General features: G+C 69.1%; 20 protein-coding genes. 4 read left to right on the top strand and 16 right to left on the bottom strand.

Annotated elements, in window-relative coordinates; all coding sequences use genetic code 11:
- Positions 1 to 47 precede the first annotated feature (47 nt).
- The gene (locus BLV94_RS23060) at positions 48 to 629 is read right to left on the bottom strand and encodes a nucleotidyltransferase family protein (protein WP_072939449.1); all 582 of its coding nucleotides are present in this window, start codon (positions 627 to 629) and stop codon (positions 48 to 50) included.
- 119 nt (positions 630 to 748) lie between these two features.
- Between BLV94_RS23060 and BLV94_RS23055 the strand changes: the two genes are divergently transcribed.
- Positions 749 to 1,693 (top strand): alpha/beta fold hydrolase, encoded by a 945-nt coding sequence (locus BLV94_RS23055; RefSeq protein ID WP_072939447.1) that lies wholly within the window; start codon positions 749 to 751, stop codon positions 1,691 to 1,693.
- Here BLV94_RS23055 and BLV94_RS23050 read toward each other — a convergent pair.
- Positions 1,690 to 2,589 carry a LysR family transcriptional regulator gene (locus tag BLV94_RS23050; RefSeq protein WP_072939445.1) on the bottom strand — a complete coding sequence of 300 codons (900 nt, stop codon included), beginning with the start codon at positions 2,587 to 2,589 and terminating at the stop codon, positions 1,690 to 1,692. The two genes, BLV94_RS23055 and BLV94_RS23050, sit on opposite strands and share 4 nt — an antisense overlap.
- Before the next feature lie 154 nt (positions 2,590 to 2,743).
- On the opposite strand from BLV94_RS23050, the gene BLV94_RS23045 reads away from it, so the two are divergent.
- Positions 2,744 to 4,048 (top strand): NAD(P)/FAD-dependent oxidoreductase, encoded by a 1,305-nt coding sequence (locus BLV94_RS23045; RefSeq protein WP_072939443.1) that lies wholly within the window; start codon positions 2,744 to 2,746, stop codon positions 4,046 to 4,048.
- Between the two features lie 9 nt (positions 4,049 to 4,057).
- Positions 4,058 to 4,525: an NUDIX hydrolase gene (locus BLV94_RS23040; RefSeq protein ID WP_072939440.1), complete on the top strand. Its 468-nt coding sequence runs from the start codon at positions 4,058 to 4,060 to the stop codon at positions 4,523 to 4,525.
- 21 nt (positions 4,526 to 4,546) lie between these two features.
- Here BLV94_RS23040 and BLV94_RS23035 read toward each other — a convergent pair whose 3' ends face one another.
- The 12 genes from BLV94_RS23035 to BLV94_RS22980 form a co-directional block, all read right to left on the bottom strand.
- Complete coding sequence (locus BLV94_RS23035) at positions 4,547 to 7,270, bottom strand: molybdopterin-dependent oxidoreductase (protein ID WP_072939437.1); 2,724 nt, start codon at positions 7,268 to 7,270, stop codon at positions 4,547 to 4,549.
- A complete protein-coding gene (locus tag BLV94_RS23030) occupies positions 7,267 to 8,076 on the bottom strand; it encodes an FAD binding domain-containing protein (RefSeq protein ID WP_072939435.1) in 810 nt (269 codons plus the stop codon). Before BLV94_RS23030 ends, BLV94_RS23035 begins: the two co-directional genes overlap by 4 nt.
- A gap of 4 nt (positions 8,077 to 8,080) precedes the next feature.
- The gene (locus BLV94_RS23025) at positions 8,081 to 9,448 is read right to left on the bottom strand and encodes an 8-oxoguanine deaminase (protein ID WP_072939582.1); all 1,368 of its coding nucleotides are present in this window, start codon (positions 9,446 to 9,448) and stop codon (positions 8,081 to 8,083) included.
- The gene (gene pucL, locus BLV94_RS23020; protein ID WP_072939432.1) at positions 9,448 to 10,359 is read right to left on the bottom strand and encodes a factor-independent urate hydroxylase; all 912 of its coding nucleotides are present in this window, start codon (positions 10,357 to 10,359) and stop codon (positions 9,448 to 9,450) included. Before pucL ends, BLV94_RS23025 begins: the two co-directional genes overlap by 1 nt.
- 3 nt (positions 10,360 to 10,362) lie before the next feature.
- Positions 10,363 to 10,692: a hydroxyisourate hydrolase gene (uraH, locus tag BLV94_RS23015; RefSeq protein WP_072939430.1), complete on the bottom strand. Its 330-nt coding sequence runs from the start codon at positions 10,690 to 10,692 to the stop codon at positions 10,363 to 10,365.
- Positions 10,692 to 11,204, bottom strand: coding sequence for a 2-oxo-4-hydroxy-4-carboxy-5-ureidoimidazoline decarboxylase (gene uraD, locus BLV94_RS23010; RefSeq protein WP_072939428.1), 513 nt, complete (start codon positions 11,202 to 11,204; stop codon positions 10,692 to 10,694). Before uraD ends, uraH begins: the two co-directional genes overlap by 1 nt.
- Before the next feature lie 74 nt (positions 11,205 to 11,278).
- Positions 11,279 to 12,007: an aspartate/glutamate racemase family protein gene (locus tag BLV94_RS23005; RefSeq protein WP_072939425.1), complete on the bottom strand. Its 729-nt coding sequence runs from the start codon at positions 12,005 to 12,007 to the stop codon at positions 11,279 to 11,281.
- A gap of 10 nt (positions 12,008 to 12,017) precedes the next feature.
- Positions 12,018 to 13,559, bottom strand: a complete 1,542-nt coding sequence (locus tag BLV94_RS23000) for an NCS1 family nucleobase:cation symporter-1 (protein ID WP_072939421.1) — start codon at positions 13,557 to 13,559, stop codon at positions 12,018 to 12,020.
- Positions 13,560 to 13,737: 178 nt separating this feature from the next.
- On the bottom strand, positions 13,738 to 14,451 hold the full coding sequence (locus tag BLV94_RS22995) for a GntR family transcriptional regulator (RefSeq protein ID WP_072939418.1): 714 nt from the start codon (positions 14,449 to 14,451) through the stop codon (positions 13,738 to 13,740).
- 10 nt (positions 14,452 to 14,461) lie between these two features.
- Positions 14,462 to 15,394, bottom strand: a complete 933-nt coding sequence (puuE, locus tag BLV94_RS22990; RefSeq protein WP_072939415.1) for an allantoinase PuuE — start codon at positions 15,392 to 15,394, stop codon at positions 14,462 to 14,464.
- On the bottom strand, positions 15,391 to 16,386 hold the full coding sequence (gene alc / locus BLV94_RS22985; RefSeq protein WP_072939413.1) for an allantoicase: 996 nt from the start codon (positions 16,384 to 16,386) through the stop codon (positions 15,391 to 15,393). Before alc ends, puuE begins: the two co-directional genes overlap by 4 nt.
- A gap of 87 nt (positions 16,387 to 16,473) precedes the next feature.
- Positions 16,474 to 17,721, bottom strand: coding sequence for a DUF6986 family protein (locus tag BLV94_RS22980; protein WP_072939411.1), 1,248 nt, complete (start codon positions 17,719 to 17,721; stop codon positions 16,474 to 16,476).
- Positions 17,722 to 17,867: 146 nt separating this feature from the next.
- Here BLV94_RS22980 and zapE point away from each other — a divergent pair, with 146 nt between their 5' ends.
- Complete coding sequence (gene zapE, locus BLV94_RS22975; RefSeq protein WP_072939579.1) at positions 17,868 to 18,785, top strand: cell division protein ZapE; 918 nt, start codon at positions 17,868 to 17,870, stop codon at positions 18,783 to 18,785.
- Between the two features lie 39 nt (positions 18,786 to 18,824).
- On the opposite strand, the gene BLV94_RS22970 is transcribed toward zapE, so the two are convergent.
- Together BLV94_RS22970 and BLV94_RS22965 are read right to left on the bottom strand one after the other, a co-directional pair.
- Entirely contained in the window at positions 18,825 to 20,141 is a 1,317-nt protein-coding gene (locus tag BLV94_RS22970; protein ID WP_072939409.1) for a TrpB-like pyridoxal phosphate-dependent enzyme, read from the bottom strand.
- 200 nt (positions 20,142 to 20,341) lie between these two features.
- Positions 20,342 to 21,886: a long-chain-fatty-acid--CoA ligase gene (locus tag BLV94_RS22965; RefSeq protein WP_072939406.1), complete on the bottom strand. Its 1,545-nt coding sequence runs from the start codon at positions 21,884 to 21,886 to the stop codon at positions 20,342 to 20,344.
- Positions 21,887 to 21,899 lie beyond the last annotated feature (13 nt).

Genomic DNA, 21,899 nt, shown 5'->3' with positions numbered 1-21,899 from the left:
GACGCTCGTTGCGTCAGATCGAACGAGCGTCCCGTTCGTCCGAGGCGCTAGTGGAGTTCGCGCGGCGAATCGACGTCGCGTCCCGAGCCCAGATCGGAGCAGTCGACCGCCTCGGCGCCGTGTGCCGCGAGGTACTTCCGCGCGCCGGAGTCCCCGGTGAGGCTGTGCCGCAACGGGAGCCAGTGGTCCCGGCCGATCAGAACCGGGTGACCCGGGCGTCCGCTGTAGTGGGCCTGGCGCAGCGCCGACCGGGCGTCGCCGGGCGGCACCGACACGATCCGCCGGACGGCGTCGACACCGAGGTCGGGGAGGTCGACGAGGGTGATGACGACGGCGTCGACGTCGTCGAACGTCGCCGCGACCTCCAGCCCCCGACGCAGGGACGCGGACATTCCCGACTGCCAGTCGTCCGCGATCCCGACGGTGACGGGGACACCGCCGGGCAGGAGGTGCTCGGCCTCGTCGGCGCGGGCACCGAGCACCACGACGGTCGGCTCGCATCCGGCCTCCGACAGCACCCGGACCCCGCGCGCGAGCCACGGTTCTCCGTCCGCGCCGACGACGAGCGCCTTCGGCATGCCCATGCGCGAACCGGCCCCGGCCGCGAGCAGCACGCCCCCGATCGTCATCGAACTCTCACCGTCCCACGCTGCATGCGTTCAAACATACGACGGTACGGCCGTAGACTGGCCGGTGGCCTCGGCAGGCCCAACAGACGGCACGCCCAACAGTCGGAACGGACGGACGCATGGTTGATCCGAACAGAGTCGGCGAACCTGCCCAGCAGGAGTTCGCGCAGCGATGGGGTGGCGCGGGCAGCATCGTCGACCTCGACGGTCCCGTTCACTGGGTCGAATACGGCGAGGAGACCGAGTTCCCTCCGGTGGTCATGGTCCACGGGCTCGGCGGCTCGCACCTGAACTGGGTGCGGATCGCACCGGTCCTCGCCGAGCGCACCCGCGTGCTCACCGTCGATCTCCCCGGGTTCGGGCTCAGCCCGTCCGGACGACGCCGCACAGGGGTCGGCGCCAACGCGAAGGTGCTGCACCGTTTCCTGCGCGACGTCGTCGGCCGTCCCGTGATTTTGATGGGCAACTCGATGGGCGGCATGATCTCGCTGTTCGAGGCGGCGGCGCACCCGGAGACGGTCTCGGCGCTGGTCCTGGTCGACCCCGCACTGCCTGTCGCGCAACGGATCCCGGATCCGCGGATCGCCGCACAGTTCGCGATGTACTTCACCCCGTTCGTGGGGGAGCGGTTCCTGCAGTACTCGAGCCGGAAGTTGACGGACCGGCAGTTGGTCGAGCGGATGATCGACCTGTGCTTCGCCGATCCGAGCCGAGCGTCGGAAGATTCCCTCGACGCCGCAGCGGCTCTCGCGGGCTACCGGCGCGGGCTGCCGTCCGAGGACGCGGCGTTCCTCCAGGCCAGCCGCTCACTGATGCGGGTCCTGGCCCGCCCGCGCCGGTACCTCGACACCATGCGGTCGATCGCGCAGCCGGTCCTCCTGCTCCACGGCGACCGCGACCGGCTGGTTCCGGTCGCGGCGGCCCGCAAGGTGGCGACCGCGAATCCGCGGTGGGACAGCGTGATTCTCGCGGATGTGGGGCACACTCCGCAGCTCGAGGTCCCCGACACGATGCTCGACCGTGTGCTGACGTGGGTCGACCGGCACGGTCTGATCGACGTTTAGGTTTCGGCCGCTCCGCCGGTCCCGGCGATCGACTGCGCGAGCGCACGGAACAGGTGCGTCAGTTCGGGCCGCGTCGCAGTTCCGCTGCGGACGACCCCGCACACCGGGATGCGCAGTCGATCGTGCGCCTCGCGCAGGAAGCTCAGCCCGCGGCGGGGCGTCGCGTCGGCGGTGTCGGCGTACAGCACCGTCCACGACCGCGGGGTGGTGAGGACGTCGAGGGTGGCCGTGTGGTCGCTGGGGATCGACGGTCCGAGCATCACGCGCTGCCCGACCTGCCGGAATGCGTCCTCGACGACGTTGTGGATCAGGATCTGACTGCTGCGGGGCGGCAGTAGCAGGGGGTAGGGCGCCAGTTCGCTGAGGTCGACGGTCGAGACCCCGGCGAGTGGGTGTTTGCTCGACGTCACGATCACCAGGTCCTCGAGCCCGAATTCGACGGTTTCGAGGCCCGGCCGGTCGACGCCGCCGCGGATGAGTGCGAGGTCGGCGTCACCCGACGCGACGGCGGTCATCCGGTCGGTGAAATCCTTGATGACGAATTCGATGTCGAGCTGCGGGAAGTCTTCGCGGACAGCCGATATCGCCTCCAGGCTCTGCGTCGCGAAGCTCATGCTCGCGCTGATCCGGAGCCGGTTGCGGGGGTCGAGTCCCACCGACAGCGCGCGCGCCTCGAGGCCCATCATCTCGGCGGCGATGGGCATCAGTCGTTCGCCCGCCGCGGTGAGCCGGGTGGCGCGTGTCGAGCGTTCCAGCAGGGTGGTGCCCAACTCGGTTTCGAGTTTGGCGATCTGATGGCTGATCGCCGACTGGGAGATGAAGCAGCGTTGTGCCGCGCGCGAGAAACTGCCCTCCTCGCCGACCGCGAGGAAGTAGCGAAGCTGTCGGAACTCCATGACCTGAGGTTACGTCCTTCGGGGAAGACTTATGAGCAATCGAGATAACACTATTTCGATTTCCCCAGCTTACTGGCAATTAACAACGGTCGATCCCTAATGTGGAGCTCATACGCGGAGCTAAGTAGACGCATGAAGCAGTAGGAGGTTTTCGGTGGATCGCACACAGGTTGTCATCGTGGGATCGGGATTCGGCGCACTCGCGGCGGCGAAGAAGCTCGGCAAGGCCGGCACGCCGTTCGTGCTGATTTCCGAGACCACCGAGCATCTGTTCCAGCCCCTTCTGTACCAGGTCGCGACCGGTGTCATCTCGCCCGGCGAGATCGCCCCGTCCATCCGCGCGATCCTCGCCAAGTACCCCAGTGGCGACGTCCGCCTGGGCCGCGTCGTCGACGTCGACCCGGACAAGAAAGAGGTCGTCTACGAGGCCGGCAGCATCCGCCACACCATCGGTTACGACAGCCTCATCGCCGCGACGGGCGCCCGGCAGGCCTACTTCGGGCGCGACGAGTTCGCCGAGGTCACGTACGCGCTCAAGACCGTCGCCGACGCCGACCGGCTGCGCAGGCAGATCGTCCGCTGCTTCGAGGAGGCGCACACCACCTCCGACCCGGAGCGTCGTCGCGACCTGCTGCACTTCATCGTGATCGGTGCCGGCCCGACCGGTGTCGAACTGGCAGGTCAGATCAAGGAACTGGCGGGCCGCTACTTCGAGAAGTCGCTTCGCGACATCACGTCCGAAGAGGTCACCGTCACGCTCGTCGAGGGTGCGAACGAGACGCTACCGGTCTTCGGCGGCAAGCTCAGCAAGTACACGCAGGACTCGCTGGAGAAGGCGGGTGTCGAGGTGGTTCTCGGCACGATGGTCACCGACATCGACGACCACGGCGCCACCCTGTCGTCGCCGAGCACCGGTTTCGAGAAGCGCCTCACGGCGGACACCATCATCTGGTCGGCGGGGATCCAGGCCAACGACTTCGCGGCAGTGCTCGCGGACCGGACCGGCTGCGAGACCGGCCGCGGCGGCCGGCTGCTGGTCGACGAGGACCTCACGGTGGGCCGCTACGACGACGTCTACGCGATCGGCGACATGGCGTCGCTGAACAACCTGCCCGCGCAGTCGCCGTTCGCGATGCAGGGTGGACGCCACGTCGCGGCCATCATCACCGGGAAACGCGCCCTCGGCACGCCGTTCACGTACCGCGACAAGGGCAGCATGGCGATCATCAACCGGTTCCGCGCGATCACCCGCGTCGGCAAGGTCGAGCTGACCGGTGTGCTCGCCTGGTTCCTGTGGCTCGCCGTGCACCTCGTCTACCTGGTCGGATTCCGCAACCGGTACGTCGCGGTGATGTCGTGGTGCGGTTCGTTCCTCGGACACCGCCGCCCGCACTTCCACTACGCCCAGGAGATCGAAACGATCGAGTTGAGCGACCAGCGGGAGGACGCCGCAGCCTAACGTGGTCCCATGACCGTCACCAGCGCTGGAGTACTCCTGTATCGCACAGACGATGCGGGGGTGCTCCAGTTGTGGATCGTGCACATGGGTGGCCCGTTCTGGGCGCGCAAGGACGACGCCGCGTGGTCGATCCCCAAGGGCGAATACGTCGAGGGCGAGGATCCGTACGCGGCCGCGCTGCGCGAGTACGAGGAAGAGATCGGCGCGCCGCCGCCCGCGGTCGAGTACGAGTTGCTCGGCGAATTCCGGCAGCCCTCACGCAAGGTGATCACCGTGTACGCGGCAGAGGTGAGCGAAGACGTCGCCTTCGTCGAGAGCAACACGTTCGAACTGGAATGGCCGCCGCGGTCCGGGAAGATTCAGCAGTTTCCCGAGGTCGACGACGCCCGCTGGTTCCCGTCGGATGTCGCCGAAACGAAGCTGGTCAAGGGGCAGCGTCCCATCGTCGAGGCACTGCTGCGGCTTCGCCGCCCGTGAGTACTTATTAACGTCGGGCGGTTAACAAGTACTCACGGGCGGCGAAGCCGCACGCCACACGGCGGCGGGGGTCATCGGGAGCCGCCGAAGCCGGGCGCCGGTGGCGTCCGCGATCGCGTTGGCCAGGGCCGGGGCGACCGGGTTGTACGGGGACTCACTCATCGACTTGGCGCCGTGCGGGCCCAGCTCGTCGTAGGTGTCCGCGAAGTAGACCTCGGTGTCCGGCACGTCCACGAGCTGCGGGATGTGATAGTTCCGCAGCTGCGGGTTGAGGACGGTCCCGGCGCCGTCGAGCAGGATCTCCTCGTACAGCGCGCTGCCGATGGCCTGCGCCACGCCGCCCTCGACCTGCCCGCGGCACTGCTGCGGGTTGAGGACCGTGCCGGCATCCGCGGCCTGGATGGACTGCAGGATCCGGACCTCCCCGGTGACGGTGTCGACCGCGACCCGGAAGGCGTGCACGTTGAACACCACCGACCGCGGGGTGCCGTCGTGGTGGCCCTCGGCCCGGAGCGGTCCCTCGGGTACCAGCTTGTCGAGTTCGACGGTCCGCCCGGCGACCACGACCGCGTCGGGTGTGAGCGCGCAGTCGCTGTCCTCGGCGGCGCCGGCGACGCGACGGGCGACCTCGAACAACAGCTCCCGCAGCCGGGTTCCGGCGAGATGTACCGCCTTCCCGGCGACGACCGTGCCTGCCGAACCGAATGCTCCGGTGTCGTGCCCGGCGACGTCGGTGTCGGATTGGATCACGGTGATCCGGTCGGCGGTGGTGCCGAGCGCGGATGCGGCGAGCTGCGCGTGCACGGTGGTGGTGCCGTTCCCGAACTCGGCTGTGCCCACCCGCAGTTCGTACCGGCTGCCCTCGACGAGGGTGCAGGACACGTCCGCGAAGTGCCCCCGCGGCGGGATGGTCGCGATCATGGACGCCGCCATGCCCTCACCGACCCGCCACTGCGGCCCGTCCGGCGGAAGCGCGTCGTTGCCGCGGCGCAGGGCGGCCTCCGCCAGGTCGAGGCACTGGTCCAGTCCGTAACTGCCGTACGTGAGGTCGCCGTGTTCGACTTCGAAATCGACGAAGTCGTCGCCCGGGACGACCACGTTGCGACGACGCAACTCGAACGGGTCGATCCCCAGCTCCGCGGCCAGCTGGTCGAGCGCGGACTCCACCGCGAAGATGATCTGCCCCAGCCCGTAGCCGCGGAACGCCCCGGACGGCAGGTTGTTGGTGTAGACGGCCTGGGCGTCCACCCGCTTGTTCGGCGACCGGTACAGCGCAACGGATTCGCTGCAACCGTGGAACATCACGCCCACCGAATGATTGCCGTACGCACCGGCATCCGACAGCACGTCGACGGCGAGTGCCGTCAGCCTTCCGTCGCCGTCGGCACCGACCTTCACCGACACCCGCATGGGATGCCGGCACGGGGCGATCGTGAACTGGTCGGAACGGGTGAACTCGTACTGCACCGGTCGGCCGGTGCGCAGCACGGCGAGGGCGACGAGGTCCTCCACCAGCATCTCCTGCTTCGCGCCGAAGCCGCCCCCGACGCGGGCCGTGAACACCCGGACCTGCGCGCGGTCGAGTGAGAACAGGTGAGCGAGTTCGTCGCGGACGAGGAAGGGCACCTGGGTGCTGCTGCGGAGGGTGAGGCGACCGTCGGAGTCGAGCCAGCCGATGGCCGAGTGGGTTTCGAGATGCGTGTGCTGCACGCGCTGGGTCTGCCACGTGCCCTCCACCACCGCACCCGTGTCCCGCGCCGCCGCCAGTCCGGCGGCGAGGTCGCCGGTCTCGCCGTGGACCTCGGCCACCAGATTCCGGGCCGGGTCCGCGATCCGGGACTCGGTGCCTTTGTCGCCGTGCAGCAGGGGTGCACCCGGGCGGCGCGCCAGGTCGGGGTCGAAGACCGGTTCGAGGACTTCGTACTCCACCTCGATCAACTGCAGTGCGCGCCGGGCGATGTCGACGGAGTCCGCGACGACCGCGGCGACGCGCTGCCCGCGGAACCGGAGGATCGTGTCGAACACGTAGGTGTCGTCGGGGTCGTCGGTGCGGAACTCGTGACGCGCGGTGGAGAAGGCCACGCCCGGACTGTCGCGGTGGGTGAGCACCGCGTGGACGCCGGGCAGTCGCTCGGCGGCGGACGTGTCGAGGCGGGTAATGCGGGCGTGCGGGTGCGGGCTGCCGAGGATCTGGATGTGGGTCAAACCGTCGACGGCCAGGTCGAGCGTGTACGGTTCCGCGCCGCACACCACCCGGGTGGCCGCGGGTGCGGGAATCGACCGTCCGAACGACTCACCGGCACTGTCCGATTCGGTGGTGCACACGCCGCCGACGGCGTCGCGGACGGAGCGATAACCGGTGCAGCGGCACAGATTCCCCTTCAGTGCGCGCGGCAGGTCGGCGCGTTGCGCGGAGTCGAGCGCGGACGCGGTCACCACCATCCCGGGTGTGCAGAACCCGCACTGGAATCCCGCCGCGTCGACGAATTGCTGCTGCACGGGATGGAGTTCGTCGGGACTGCCGAGACCGGCGGCGGTGGTGACCTCGCGGTTCTCCGCGCGATGCGCCGGCACCACACAGGAGTGCACCGGGGCGCCGTCGAGCAGCACGGAACAGGCGCCGCAATCCCCGGCGTCGCAGCCCTTCTTGACCGCGAACCGCTGCTGTTCCCGCAGGAAGGTGCGCAGACACTGACCGGGCCGTGCGTCGGCGTCCACCGACTGACCGTCGACCGTCAACTTCATTCCAGCTCCCTCCGGATCTCCTCGGCGAGGACGCCCGTGACGTGGCGACGCCAGTCCGCGGCGCCGTGCGCGTCCGTCAGGTAGGCGTCGGGGGAGATCCGTTCGGCCAGAGCGGCGCTCAACGGATCGGTGCCGGGAACGGCAGGGAAGCGCAGGACGAACGGGCGGACGGTCGACGCGGTGACGGTCAGCGTGAATCCGTCCGCGCCGACGCGTCCGGCGAGCAGGGCACCGGACCGTCCGAGCGGCGAGTACGCGATCTTCCGCAGCGACGTGCGGCCCCGCAATGCGGCGGCGGGGAGGTGGATGCTTCGGATCAGTTCACCGGCCTCCAGCGTCGTGCTGCCGGCCCCGGTCACGAACCGGTCCACCGGAACCCGGCGTTCGCCGCCGTCGGCGGTCCAGATCAGGAGTTCGGCGTCGAGCGCGCAGCACAGCGTGATCATCGCGCCGGCAGGCAGCGCCAGTGCGAGGTTGCCGCCGACGGTCGCGGTGTGCCAGATCTTCCACGACGCGACCAGCGACTCGGCGCACGGCCGGAACAGGTTCTTCGCCGACCACTCGGCGGGAAGCGGTGCATTGCAGAGGTTCTCGATGGTGCACGTCGCGGCGAGTTCGAGTTCGTCGTCGTGGACCGTGATCGCAGGCCAGTCGAGGGTGGCCAGGTCGACCAGCCGGGTGACCGTCGGTTGCGGCTCCGAATACAGCCAGGTGCCGCCCGCCAGGTACGCCGTTCCGGGTTCGGGGGCGGGCAGGTCGTCCCGGCTGCGCGGCGCCGAGATCTCCGTCACGAACGACAGATCCATGGTCTCACCCCGCCTTGCGCACCAGGGCCCGGTGGGCCTGCTCGACCTCCGCGGCGACGTCGTCCTCGTTCACGGTGATCACTCTTCCACGCTCGACGACGGCGCGCCCGTTCACCAGAAGCAACTCCAGCGGCGCCGTGGCCCCGAGAACCAAAGCCGCCACCGGGTCGGTGATGCCGGAATGTGCGAGGGTGTCGACCCGCCACAGTGCGAGGTCGGCCAGTTTGCCGGGTTCGACGGAGCCGAGTTCGTCGTCCCGGCCGAGCACCCGGGCCCCGCCGATGGTGGCGAGTTCGAGCGCGGTGCGCACCGTCATCTCGCGCGGGCCGCCGCGTGCCCGGGCGAACAGCACGGCGTGGCGGGCCTCCTCGAGCATGTTGCACGCCTCGTTGCTGGCGGCGCCGTCGACACCGAGTCCCAGCGGGACCCCGGCCGCGTGGAGGTCCCGGGCCCGGGCGATCCCGGCGCCGAGGCGGGCGTTGGACGTGGGGCAGTGGGCGACGCCCGTGCCGGTGCCGGCCAGGGTGGTGATCGCGACGTCGTCGAGGTGGACGGCGTGGGCGTACCAGACGTCGGGACCCACCCAGCCGAGTCGCTCCATGTACTGAACCGGGGTGCAGCCGAACCGGTCGAGGCAGAAGTCCTGCTCGTCAACGGTTTCCGCGAGGTGGGTGTGCAGTCGCACGCCGGCGGACCGGGCGAGGGCCGCGGCCTCGGTCAGCAGGTCGGCGGTGACGGAGAACGGGGAGCAGGGCGCCACCGCGACCCGCAGCATCGAGTCGGGCGCCGGGTCGTGCCAGCGGTCGATGACGTCCTGGGTGCCGGTGAGGACGTCGTCGAGACGCTCCACCACGGAGTCTGGTGGCAACCCGCCCCGGCTGTGGCCGAGGTCCATCGACCCCCGGCTGGGGTGGAACCGCAGCCCGACGGTCCGGGCGGCCTCGATCTCGGCACCGAATACGTCGCCGCCGTCGCGGGGCACGACGTAATGGTGGTCGGTCGTGGTCGTGCACCCGTGTTTCGCCAGCCAGGCGAGACCGCCGGTGGCCGCCGTCCGGACGGCGTCGGCGTCGATGCCCGCCCAGATCGGGTAGAGGGTGGTCAGCCAGCCGAACAGGTTGTCGTCGGCGGCGAGCCCGCGGGTGATCCACTGGTACAGGTGGTGGTGGGTGTTCACCAGTCCGGGTGTCAGCAGGCAGCCGCGTCCGTCGACGACCCGTGCGCCCTCGATCTCCGGCGCGGGACCGGCACCGACGTCGACGATGCGGTTGCCCCGGACGACGACGTAGCCGTCCGGATGCTCGGTGCCCGACGTGTCGACGGTGGCGACGTACGCACCGGAGACGACGACCGTGCCGGGGCCCTCGGACATCAGCTGAGCCACCCCGCGTACGCGGACCATGCGGGTCCGGGGTCCGGGGCGTCGGAACGCTGCACCGTGGCCTGGATCAGGCCGTACGGGCGGTCGGCGGCGTGGAAGACCTCGTTGTCGTTCTCCACGCCGAAACGGGCGAGGTCGTGGGCGAAGTGGTGCTTGTTCGGGGCGGACAGGCGCACCTCCGCGAGCACGGGGTAGCGCTCCAGGATCGCCTTGCCGATCTCGTACAGCGTCTGCTGCAGGGCGAGCGAATGGACGGTCGCGAACGTCGCGACGATCTGTTCCTTGATGCCGGCGTAGACGCTGTTCCAGTCCACGTCGGTGGTGACGAACCGCCACTGCACGACCAGCGACGTCGCCATCACCCGGTCGTGCGTCTCCTCGAGGATCGTGTACTCGTCCTTCAGGAATCCGAAGAATTCGCTGCCCGTGGACTTCAGGATCACCAGATCCTTCAGCCCGCCGACCACCCACGTGCCGTCGGCGTCGACGGTGATCGCCGCGGTGCGCACCTCCTCGCCCTTGCGCACCCAGGTGTGGTCGTGTTCCGCCCCGTCGACCACCGCGCGCTGCCACGCGTACTCCTCGATCTCGATGCGAGCGCCCACGACCGGGGCCACGTCGTCCACGAAGTGCCGTGCCAGCGTCAGCCCGTACTCCTCGATGGAGTCGAGTCCCTTCTCCTTCGCGTAGGAGTACGCCGTCTGCTTCTGGGTGTCGGTGGGCAGCACCGAACTCTGGTCGCCGGCGAGGTGCGCGGCCGAGAAGTCGCCGCGCAGGCACGTCGACACGCTCACGTCCCGGATTTCGTGTCGCGGGGTGTCGCGGTAGATCCGCACGACGCGGTTCTCGGCCTTGCCGTACTGGTGCTCGCCCAGGACGATGGCGCCGGTGAGGTCGGTCATTCTTCAGCTCCCGCGGTAGGTGGAATAGGCGAACGGGGACAACAGCAACGGGACGTGATATCCCCGCTGCGGGTCGTCGAGGACGAACGTGACGGTCACCTCCGGGTAGAACGTCTCCCGGCCGCGGGCGGCGAAGTAGTCGCCGGTGGCGAAGACCAGCGAATAGGTGGCCGCGGTCAGACCGTCCGGCGCGATCTCGGCGATGCGGCCGTCCGAATCGGTCGTCGCGCTCGCGAGGACGTCGCCGGCCGAGGACACCAGCTGCACGTGCACCCCCGTTGCGGGTGTGCCGTCGGTGGCGTCCAGTACGTGGGTGCTCAGGATCTTGGACATCAGGGGACCGTGTCTCCGATCTCGCCGAGAAGGCGTTCCAGGCGCAACCGGTTGATGGCGGCGAGTTCGGTCCGCAGGATCGTGCGTTCCGTCGCGGCGTCGTTGCCGAGACGCGCGTGCAGCACGTCGAGTAGTTCCTGCGCCGACCGACCGGACGCGCACACCAGGTAGACGTGCCCGAACTTCTGCTCGTACTCCTCGTTACCCGCCCGCAGGCGCGCGCGGACGTCGTCGTCGGCGGACGCGACCGCCGACTGTTCGCGCGCCGACGAGGGGTTGTCCGCGCGGTCGCCGATCCGCGGATGACCGGCCAGCGCCGCGTCGACCTCGGACTCGCTCAGGTCGGCCAGCACGTTGTCGGCGGCGGTGTGCAGCGCGTCGGCGGACGGGAACGGCCGCTCGGCGGCCATCCGCTTCGCCCACACCGTCGACGCGCAGCACTGCACCAGCAGGTCGACGGCCCGCGCGTCGCTCAGAGCGTTGAACGCGATCAGGCCGGGCGGTTCGGTCATGACGGCTCCTCGCTCGTGCGCCTTTTCGGTACCTCTGGCTACCACTATGGCGCACAGAGCGCAGCCATTCGGGGTCAGCGACCGAAACCCTCGAGCAGTCCGGTGTACTTCTTGGGCAGGGGAGCCGCGAACTCGCCGCGCGCGCCGGTCCGCAGACCGAGCGTCACGAGGGACTGCACCATGAGGGTCGCCGCCGCCACGCCGTCGACCACCGGCACGCCGAGTTCCGCCGAGATGACCGCGCACAGATCCGCCATGCCCGCGCAGCCCAGCACGATCGCGTCCGAACCGTCCCGGTCGAGGGCGACGCGGCAGGCCTCGGTGATCACCTTCACCGCGTCCGGGTCCCGGTCGAGGTCGAGGACCGCGATCTCGCACGCGTGCACCCCGAGGCAGAAGCGTTGCATGCCATACCGTTCGGCGAGTTCCCACGCCCGCCCCCGGGTGCGTCCCAGTGTGGTGACGACGCTGAACCCGCGGCCCAGGAAGCTCGCGGTGTGCATGGCCGCCTCGGCGATGCCGAGCACGGGGCCGGAGGCCAGTTCCCGGGCCGCGTCGAGGCCCGGATCGCCGAAGCAGGCGATCACGTACCCGTCCACGCCGGCCTCCTCGCCGCGCGCGATCTCCTCGAGAAGCCCGGGGACACTGAGTGCTTCGTCGTAGTGACTCTCGATGGAGGCGGGGCCCATCTGCGGGCTCACCGCCTCGACGAGCGTCCCGGGCCCGGCGACGGAGCGGGCGCAGTCGCCGATCTTGTCGGTCATCGCCCGGGTGGTGTTGGGATTGACGATCTTGATGTGCACGGTCCTCGACCTACGCCTCGGCCGGGGCCGTGCGGTGCGCACGACGCGCGCCGGTGGACAGTGCGAAATAGCAGAGGAATCCGATGCCCATGCCCAGGAACCACGAGTACTGGGCGGCGCCGGCCATGCCCCACACGTCGAGTCCGAACGGCTGGGCCTTGAGGATCACGGGAACCATCGCGACGATCGCGCCGACGACGGTGGAGATGATCGCGGCCGGGTTGTAACCCTTCTTGTACCAGTATGTTCCGTCGTGCGACATGGTGAACATGTCGTCGAGGATGATCCGCTGCCTGCGCACCAGGTAGTAGTCCGCGATGAGGATTCCGAACAGCGGCCCGATGAAGGCGCCGAGCGTCTCGAGCGTGTAGTGGATCACCTCCGGGTTGTTGTACAGGTTCCACGGGGTGATCAGGACCGATCCGACGGCGGCGATCATTCCGCCCGTGCGCCAGCTGATTCGCTGCGGGCTGACGTGCGAGAAGTCGAAGGCCGGGGACACGAAGTTGGCGACGATGTTGATACCGATGGTGGCGACGATGAAGGTGAGCAGGCCGAGGACGACGGCGAACAGGTTGTCCATCTGCGCGACCGTCTCGACCGGATCGGTGATCAGGCGGCCGTACACGGGCAGGGTCGCCGACGCGGTGACGACGGTGAGGATCGAGAAGAACAGGAAGTTCACCGGGAGACCGAGGAAGTTGCCGCGCTTGACCGCGGCGAACGTCTTTCCGTACCGGGAGAAGTCGCCGAAGTTGAGCATCGGGCCCGAGAAGTACGACACGACAAGGGCGATCGCGCCCAGCACCACGGGCACCGCCGACCAGCCGGTGTAGTTCACCTCGCCGAGGTTCAGGCTGATGTTCGACCAGCCGGCCTCGCTGATCAGATAGATGGCGAGCATCAACATCACGACGTAGACGGCGGGGCCGCAGAAGTCGATGAACTTGCGGATGCTTTCCATGCCGCGCCAGAAGACCAGCGCCTGCAGCACCCACATCGTCATGAACCCGGCCCAGCCGAGCGCCGACAGGCCGAGGAATCCGTGCTCGTGCACGTCCGCCCAGGGCGCCAGGCCCGGCCAGATCTTCAGGCCGAGGATCACGAGCGCGTGCGACGCCAGGTAGGTCTGGATTCCGTACCAGGCCACCGCGATGAGGCCGCGGATGACGGCCGGGACGTTCGCGCCCAGGACGCCGAAGGCGCTGCGGCACATGACCGGGTAGGGGACACCGGTGACCTGGCTGGGTTTGGCCACCAGGTTCGCGAACACGTTGACGATCGCGATGCCGACCACGAGGGCGACGAGGACCTGCCAGCTGGTCAGCCCGAGCGCGAACAGGCTGCCCGCGGTGACGTACCCGCCGACGCTGTGCACGTCGGACATCCAGAACGCGAAGATGTTGTACGACGACCACGACTGGGTCTTCAGCGGCGCGAGGTCGTCGTTGGTCAGTCGCGGGTGGTAGCCGGGTTTGATCAGCCCGGCGCCGGCCAGGTGTGCACCGGGGACGGTTTCCCCTTCGGAGGAGGAGGGCGCTGTCTGAGTCATCGTTTTGCTCCCTGGTGCAGTCCGGAGACGACTGCTTCGACGTGAGGGTGCCTCGGTGAAAAGCACACCACCGAAGCGCTGGGAGCAAAAGTAGTTTTCGGATATTTCCTGACTGTGACGGCGAAGATATATTCTCGCGGGCGCCCGATCGGGCCGAGAATATATCTTGCCGCACGGCCTACCCGGGCGTGTCCCGGAAGATCCCGGTGTCCGTGGGCAGGGCGGCGATCACCGTGTCGAGTTGTTCGTTGTGCCGATCGGTGGCCGCCTTCAGCGCCGCGGCGTCCCGGGCGAGGAACGCCGCGAGCATGTCGCGGTGCCCGAGGTGCAGGCGCAGCCGCTCCGGGGTATCGACCTGCGACATCGGCTGCACCGGCTCGGTGATGTTCCACGCCGCCTCGAACATGTGCAGCAGCCGCTGCATCCGGCACGGCGACGCCAGGGCGAGGTGGAAGTTGCGGCTCTCCCGGTGATACGCGGTCAGGTCGTCCTCGAGAACCGAGCGGTCGAGCGCCGCGTACGTCTCCCGGGCCCTCGTGTCGTCGGCCTCGTCGGCCAGGGTGATGGCCACCGAGTGCGCCGCCGACTCGAGGACGCCCCGCACCAGGTAGAGCTCCTCGAGTTCGTCGACGGTCAGCCGGGCAACCGTGTATCCGGCATTGGCCCGGTGATCGACGAGACCCTCGCCGATCAGCGTCTTCAGCGACTCCCGGATCGGGATGCGGCTGACACCGAAGTGCTCGGCCACCTCGTCCACCGGAATCGGGGTGCCCGGCGGGGCGCCGCCGCTGAGGATCACCCGGCGCAGTTCCTCCAGGATCACGGTCTGCGAGCTGCCGGGATCCCGGTTGGCCAGGTTCGTGACCAGCAAGGACGGTCTTCGCGGGGGCATCGGTCCGTCCTCAGGCGGGGTGGACGGCGCGCCAGTGGCGGGCGATCTCGATGCGCCGGGCGACCCACACGTCGTCGTGGGACTGCACGTGGTCGAGGAAACGCTCCAGCGCCGCGGTGCGGGCGGGCCTGCCGACGATGCGGCAGTGCAGACCCACGGACAGCATCTTCGGCGCCCCGGCCGTGCCCTCCGCGTACAGGACGTCGAAGGCGTCCCGCAGGTGCGCGAAGAACTGCTCGCCGCTCGGGAAACCGCCGGGGGACGCGAACCGCATGTCGTTGGTGTCGAGGGTGTACGGCACCACCAGGTGGTCGACGAGGCCCTTCCCGGGGGCGTCGACCTTCACCCAGTAGGGCAGGTCGTCGGCGTACGAGTCGGAGTCGTACTCGAAGCCGCCGTGCTCGACCACCAGTCGCCGGGTGAGCGGGGAGTCGCGGCCGGTGTACCAGCCCAGCGGGGCTTCGCCGGTGAGGTCCCGCAGGATCTCCACCGCCTCGGCCAGGTCCCTGCGTTCGGCGTCCTCGTCGGACAGCTGGTACGACTTCCACCACAGGCCGTGGCAGGCGATCTCGTGACCGAGTTCGCGAAAGGCGCTGACGGCCTCCGGGTTCCGCTGCATGGCCTTGGCCACCGCGAAGATCGTGAGCGGCAGTCCGCGCCGCTCGAACGCCCGGAGCACCCGCCACAGCCCGGCGCGGGAACCGTATTCATAGATCGATTCCATGCTCATGTGCCGATTCGGGAACGGCTGCGCACCGACCATCTCCGACAGGAACGTCTCCGACGCGTCGTCGCCGTGGAGGACGTTGTTCTCGGCGCCCTCCTCGTAGTTGAGGACGAACTGGACAGCGATCTTCGCGCCGCCCGGCCACTGCGGATCGGGCGGGTGCGGCCCGTATCCGACCAGGTCACGGGGATAGCTGTCATCGAAACCGTGAGTCATGCCGTCAACCCTGCCCGACCCGCGTCGGTCAGGGAACCCCACAACCGCAACCGCGCCATGCCGCCATCCGGGAAGATGTCGAGCCGAGCCTCCGTGACGGGCCGGTCGCTGTCGATGACGAAGCGGTGCCTCGTGTCGGGCTGCAGGCGCGTCCGCGGAAGCAGATCCGTCCACTCACCGTCGCCGTCCCGGCCAAGGAGGCTCGCCTCGCCGGGGGCATTGCCGAGGAAGTAGGAGGTGTCGAGTTCGGCCAGCGACACCGTGCCCTGGGCGGCGAGCCGGATCTCGACCCAGTCGTTGCCGTCGTCGCGGCGGCGGGACGTCTCCCAGCCGTCGCCCATCACCCGGGCGAGACCGGGGAGCAGCATGTTCTGCGGCGACCCGTAGAACATGTTGGAACAGGACCTGACTCGGGCGCCGTTCTCGAGCGCCGCGAGATCGACGGGGCCCGCGTCGAGGAAACGGGGGTCGGGACGGCCCTCGCCGTGCACCCGGAGCCGGGCGACACCGCCGTCCGGGTGCATCGTGAGCTTCACGTGCGTCCACCGAGCGCCGGAGTCGACCGCGAACGGATTCTCGGTGTCACCCTGAACGGGGCTGCGCTCGACGATCGTGGTCCAGTCGGCGCCGACCAGTTCGTCGGCGGACGGGTAGCCGTCGACGGACGCGGCCTGCACGGAGACCTCCGGTGGGTAGTTGCCCTTGAACCAGGCGGTGTCGACCACGACGCCGCGCACCACACCGGGAACCCCGAGCCGGACGATCGCCTCGTCCGTCCCCGCCACCCGGCGACGGCGGGTCTCCCAGCCGTCGTACACCTGACCCTTGTGCCCGAACGTCGCCGGCTGGTACACGGCGGCCGTCGGGCGGATGAGGTTCTCCCGCTCGGCGAACAGCTCGTCGTTGGCCCACACGACGGCGCCGCCGAGTGTGCGTACGGCCAGGTCCGGCAGACTCCGGAAGCTGGGCGGGGTCAAGGCGTTCGGGGTCACGGGCGCTGGTACCTCCTGATCGGGCGTGGGCCAAGTGTAGGACCTCGGAGGGGGTGGTGCGGGTGGTCCTCGTGGGCGGGGAGGCGGTCAGCTCTCCGGGACCACCACCCGGGTGAGGAGGTCGCGGAGCGTGTCCACCGTGCATCCGGGGGCCTGCGCGCGGACCGCGTCCTCGTCGAACGCTCCGCACGCCAGCCCCCGCAGCACCACCGTCGCGAGGGCCTGCGCGGTGGCCGGTTCGTCCATCACCCCGCCGCCCTGGCGGTCGAGGTAGGCCTGCAGGCGGGTGGCCGCGGCGGGCAGGGCGTCGCGGTAGAAGTCGAACGTCGCGAGCCAGCGGGTGATCAGATGCCCGGGATGCATATCCCACCCCTGGTAGTACCCGCGTTCGAGCGAACGGGTGACGAGCCGGTAGTGCCGGGCCAGCGCCGCGCGGATCTCCTCGTCGCTGCCCTGCGGGACCACCTGGGTGGATCCGTCGCACACCCACACCCCGGTCTGGGCCGCCGCCACCAGCATCACGGACTTGGCATGGTCGGCCACCGGGTGCTCGAGCGACTGGAACCGGGAGGCGATTCCGCAGGCCGCGCTGTAGTCGTAAGTGCCGTAGTGCAATCCGGTGCAGCGTCCCTCGGCGAGCTGGATCGCCTTCGCGACGGTCACGGTGCCGTCCGGCCCGAGGACGGCCTGCGGGCTCTCGATCTGCAACTCGAAGCGCAGCGACCCGTCAGGAAGCCCGTACGCGCTCTCCAGTTCCTCGCACAACGCGACGACGGCGGTGACCTGCTGGGCTGCACGCAGTTTCGGCACGGTGAACACGAAGCCGTCGGGAACCCCACCCGCGCCTTCGAGGACGAGTTCGAGCGTGCGGATCCCGCGGCGGCGCTCGTGCGGCGCCAGGCCCTTCGCGCGGATCCCCAGCGACCGCGGTCCGGACAGATCGGACGACAGCTGTCGCAGCGTGCGACCCGTCTCCAGTGCGGCCGCGTCCTCGACGTCGTCGCTCCGCCAGCCGAAGCCGTCCTCGAAGTCGATCCGCAGATCCTGGATCGGACTGCGCTCGAGCGTCGCGCGCACGTCGGGAAGTGCACCGGTCGTGCCGATTTCGGACAGTGCCTCGGTGTACCTGTCCAGCAGTTCGACAGCCTGCTCACCCCACACCCTCGGGGTGTCCGGGCCGGCGTCCGCCGCGCTCACGTAGACGGTGTGGATGGGCTGCGGTTGCTGCCGATCACCCGGAAACGCCGCCGCGAGGTCGCTGTCCACGGGCGCGAGGAGTGCGTCGACGCGGTCGAAACCGCTGTCGGGGAGACGGCTGAGGTACTGGGGGTTCACGTCACGATCTTCGCAGAAATGCGGGCTTCTCGTCGCCCCACTTGCCTCCTTCGGGCCGTCGCGCCGCGCAGTCGCCCTCCTCACATCTGCTTGTCGCCCGAGACTCCCCGTTCGTAGTGTCTCCTTCCGTGGATGTAGAGGTTCTGCTGGACGACGCGCAGCGCTCGGCCGCGGCTGTCCTGGACGAGACCGCCGACGGCCTGGCGCAGGGGAGACCCGGGGTTCGCGGCGTGTACCTGTGGGGGCCCGTCGGACGTGGCAAAACCTGGCTGATGGATCGCTTCCACGCGGCTTCCGAGGTCCCGAAACGGCGCGTGCACTTTCACTCGTTCTTCCGCCGCCTCCACGCCGACGCGCACGCGCTGGGGTCCATCGACCTCGCGATCGACGCGGCGCTCGGCGACGTCCGGTTGCTGTGCTTCGACGAGTTCCACCTCCACGACGTCGGGGACGCGATGCTGGTGGCGCGGCTGCTGAAGGCGCTGTTCGCCCGCGGCATCACGCTGGTGGTGACGTCGAACTATCCGCCCGAAGGACTGCTGCCCAACCCGCTATTCCATCACCTGTTCGAGCCGACGATCACCGTGCTGCAGCAGAATCTGACCGTCGTGAGGGTGGCCGGACCCGTCGACTACCGCACCGCGGGAGCGCCGGCTGCCGGATTCGCCGCCGGCCGCTTCGTCAATGCGTCCGAAGTGGAGGTTCCGGCCCTGTGCGAGCGGGTCGCCCTGACCGTCGGCACGCGGACCGTGACGGCAGCGGCGGTACGCGACCGGACGGTCTGGTTCGAGTTCGCGGCGCTGTGCGGTACCCCGACCGCGCCCGCCGACTACCTCGACCTGTCCGAGCGGTACGGCTGCTGGGTGATCACCGGTGTGCCCCGGTTGCGGGAGGCCGGCCCGGACACCGTGCGACGGTTCGCGAACGTCGTCGACGTGCTGTACGACCGCGGCACCGCGCTGACCGTCGTGGCGGACTCGCCGAGGGAGGGCATGTTCAGCGGACTCGCGGGCACCCTCGACGTCGACCGCCTGGTGAGCAGGTTGTCGACGCTGCGCCGGTGACCGCCGAGGCGGACCCGGGGGTCTGCCTCGGCACATCGATCAGACGTACCGGCTGTACGCGGGGAGGTCCAGCTGGCCGTTGCCGGACAGTCCGATGACCACGACCTCCGGTTCGGTGACCGTGCGGGCATGCGCGATGGCCGCGGCCACGCCGTGCGTGGATTCCGGAGCGGGGATGATGCCTTCGGCGCGGGCGAAGAGCAGGCCCGCGGTAAGTGCGTCGTCCTGTTCGATCGCGGTCGCCTCCATCAGTCCGAGGGCGACGGCGTGCGAGACCATCGGCGACATGCCGTGGTACCGCAGACCGCCCGCGTGGATTGCAGGCGGAACGAAGTCGTTGCCCAGCGTGTACATCTTCAACAGCGGAGTCAGACCCGCGACGTCTCCGAAGTCGTAGCGGTACTCGCCCTGTGTGAGCGACGGGCAGGCCGCCGGCTCACACGCGACGAGGCGGGTGGTGGTGCCCTCGCGCAAGTTGCGGCCGAGGAACGGGAACGTCAGGCCGGCAAGGTTGGAACCGCCGCCGGCGCAACCGAATACCGTGTGCGCGACCGGCTCGCCCGCCTCCTCCAGCTGGGCCATCGCTTCCTGGCCGATCACGGTCTGGTGGAGCATGACGTGGTTGAGGACACTGCCCAGTGAGTAGTGTGCGCGCGGGTCTTTGGCGGCAACCTCGACGGCCTCGCTGATCGCCATGCCCAGCGAACCCGTCGTGTCGGGGTGCTCGGCGAGAATCGCCCGTCCCGCCTCGGTGAGGTCGGACGGCGACGGATGGCAGATGCCGCCGTACGCCTCCATCTGGAGTCGGCGGTACGGCTTCGCGTCGTAGGACGCGCGAACCTGCCACACCTCGACGTCGAGACCGAGCAGCGCACCGGCGAACGACAACGACGCGCCCCACTGGCCGGCGCCGGTCTCGGTGGTGAGCTTGGTGGTGCCCTCGAGGGCGTTGTAGTAGGCCTGCGCGACAGCCGTATTCGGCTTGTGCGAGCCGACCGGGCTCACACCCTCGTACTTGTAAAAGATCCGTGCCGGGGTGCCGAGCACCCGCTCGAGCCGATGCGCCCGCACCAGCGGCGACGGGCGCCACATGCCGTAGATCTCCCGAACCGTCTCGGGGATCTCGATGTAGCGGTCGGTCGCGACCTCCTGCTCGATCAGGCTCGCCGGAAACAGCGGCGCCAGGTCCTCCGGTCCCAGCGGCTCGCGGGTGCCCGGATGTAGATGCGGCGGAACGGGTTCCGGAAGATCCGCCGCCAGGTTGTACCAATGCGTGGGAACGGCCGAGGGGACCGCAACCCCCAGAGGCTCCAATGAACGAGCCAGTTCGGCTCCGGTTGCCGGGGACATGGTCAAGTAACTCTCCTTCGTCGATGGGTGCGTCCGGAACGTGCTGCGCTGCAATCGTGCCCCGACGGATGAGCCTGCTGGATCACCGTGCGGGCGCCGGCCGGCACGGTGACGCGGGTGGCCGTCAGCGATAGGGCCACCAGATAGCCGCCGGCAGGTTCACAGACCAGATCGTACCCGTCGATTTGCCGCAGGGGCCGGAATGCTCATCCGGGCACCCGTGTATTCTCCCAGTGCGGCGTGCGCAGTTCCCGTTTGAGGATCTTGCCTGCCCCGGACATCGGTAGTGCGTCGACGAATTCGATGGAGCGGGGCACCTTGTAGCTCGCGATTCGTTCCCGGCAGTGCTCCCGCAATCCGTCCGGGCTCGCCTTTTCGCCGGGGTGAACCACCACGACGGCATGCACCCGCTCGCCCCAGCGGGTGTCGGGCACGCCGATCACCGCACATCCGGCCACCGCGGGGTGCTCGGCCAACGCGTTTTCCACCTCGACCGAGTAGACGTTCTCACCCCCGGTGATGATCATGTCCTTGAGACGGTCGACGACGAAGACGTATCCGCGGTCGTCCATGTATCCGCCGTCGCCGGTGTGCATCCAACCGTCCCGCACAGCGTCGGCGGTGGCCTCGGGTTTGTTCCAGTACCCGCGCATGACGTGGTCGCCGCGCGCGACGACTTCGCCGATCGTTCCCCGGGGCACCTCGTTGCCCTCGGGGTCGACGATGCGTACCTCAGCGTGGGCGACCGCGCGTCCCGTTGCGCGTGTCAAGGCCGGGTCGTCGTGGTCGGACGGTGCGAGCAGGGTGGTGATCGGCGAGAGTTCGGTCATGCCGTATGCCTGGGTGAATCGGGCGGTGGGAAAGAGTGCGCGGGCACCGTCGAGTAGTGCTTCGGAGATCGGTGAGGCGCCGTAGACGAAGTGCTCGACGCTGGTGAGGTCGATGTCGGCCCCGGACGGGTCGTCCACGAGCATCTGGATCATGGTCGGTACCAGTAATGCATCCGTGATGTGGTGTTCGGAGATGGCGTTCAGGGTGGCGGCGGAGGTGAACGTCGGGATGATGACGTGCGTGGAACCGGCGAGATTGCCGATCGTCCACATCGCGATATCGGCCATGTGGAACATCGGGGCGGCGTGCAGTATCCGCCCGCCGTGTGTGACCACCTGGCCGGTCGCCAGGGATCCGAGCCCCGACGTGACGAGGTTGTCGTGGCTCACCATGACGCCCTTCGGGTGCCCGGTTGTTCCGCCCGTGTAGAACAGGCCCAGCAGTGCGTCGCCGCCGGTCCGCGTGTCCTCCACCGCCTCGCTGCCCGCGATCAGGTCCTCGTATCCGAATGCCGTGTCCGGGACTTCGCCCTCCCCGGCGAAGATGGCGATCTGCAAGTGTTCGACCTGATCTCGAAGCGCTGGAACGATTTTCGCGAAAGCCTCGTCGACCAGCAGGACACGTGTGCCCGAGTCGGTCAGGGAGTAGGCGATCTCGGCGGGGCTCCACCGGATGTTGACCGGGTTGACCACGCCCCCGATCCACGGCACCGCGAACAGATACTCGTGGTAGCGATCGGAGTTCAGACCGAGAAATGCGACGCGGTCGCCGGCCTGGACTCCGAGTGACCGCAACGCCCCGCCGAGTCGGGCGATCCGATCGACCGACTCGGCGACCGTGCGGACCCGGTCCCCGAAGATCGTGGCGATGCGGTCGGGCTCCTGCTGAAGCGCGCGGTGCAGTGATTGGGTGAGATACATCGTGGATTCCTTC

This window comes from Rhodococcus koreensis, assembly GCF_900105905.1.
Lineage (GTDB): Bacteria > Actinomycetota > Actinomycetes > Mycobacteriales > Mycobacteriaceae > Rhodococcus_F > Rhodococcus_F koreensis.
This window is presented reverse-complemented; position numbering and strand designations above follow the sequence as displayed.

Coding starts and splice junctions, on each gene's coding strand:
- BLV94_RS23060 (WP_072939449.1), bottom strand. CDS start 629: ATGACGATCGGGGGCGTGCTGCTCGCGGCCGGGGCCGGTTCGCGCATG.
- pucL (WP_072939432.1), bottom strand. CDS start 10,359: ATGACCGACCTCACCGGCGCCATCGTCCTGGGCGAGCACCAGTACGGC.
- uraD (WP_072939428.1), bottom strand. CDS start 11,204: ATGACCGAACCGCCCGGCCTGATCGCGTTCAACGCTCTGAGCGACGCG.
- BLV94_RS22995 (WP_072939418.1), bottom strand. CDS start 14,451: ATGCCCCCGCGAAGACCGTCCTTGCTGGTCACGAACCTGGCCAACCGG.
- BLV94_RS23035 (WP_072939437.1), bottom strand. CDS start 7,270: ATGAAGTTGACGGTCGACGGTCAGTCGGTGGACGCCGACGCACGGCCC.
- BLV94_RS23025 (WP_072939582.1), bottom strand. CDS start 9,448: ATGTCCGAGGGCCCCGGCACGGTCGTCGTCTCCGGTGCGTACGTCGCC.
- BLV94_RS23000 (WP_072939421.1), bottom strand. CDS start 13,559: ATGACTCAGACAGCGCCCTCCTCCTCCGAAGGGGAAACCGTCCCCGGT.
- BLV94_RS23030 (WP_072939435.1), bottom strand. CDS start 8,076: ATGGATCTGTCGTTCGTGACGGAGATCTCGGCGCCGCGCAGCCGGGAC.
- puuE (WP_072939415.1), bottom strand. CDS start 15,394: ATGACTCACGGTTTCGATGACAGCTATCCCCGTGACCTGGTCGGATAC.
- BLV94_RS22965 (WP_072939406.1), bottom strand. CDS start 21,886: ATGTATCTCACCCAATCACTGCACCGCGCGCTTCAGCAGGAGCCCGAC.
- BLV94_RS23055 (WP_072939447.1), top strand. CDS start 749: ATGGTTGATCCGAACAGAGTCGGCGAACCTGCCCAGCAGGAGTTCGCG.
- uraH (WP_072939430.1), bottom strand. CDS start 10,692: ATGTCCAAGATCCTGAGCACCCACGTACTGGACGCCACCGACGGCACA.
- BLV94_RS23050 (WP_072939445.1), bottom strand. CDS start 2,589: ATGGAGTTCCGACAGCTTCGCTACTTCCTCGCGGTCGGCGAGGAGGGC.
- BLV94_RS23040 (WP_072939440.1), top strand. CDS start 4,058: ATGACCGTCACCAGCGCTGGAGTACTCCTGTATCGCACAGACGATGCG.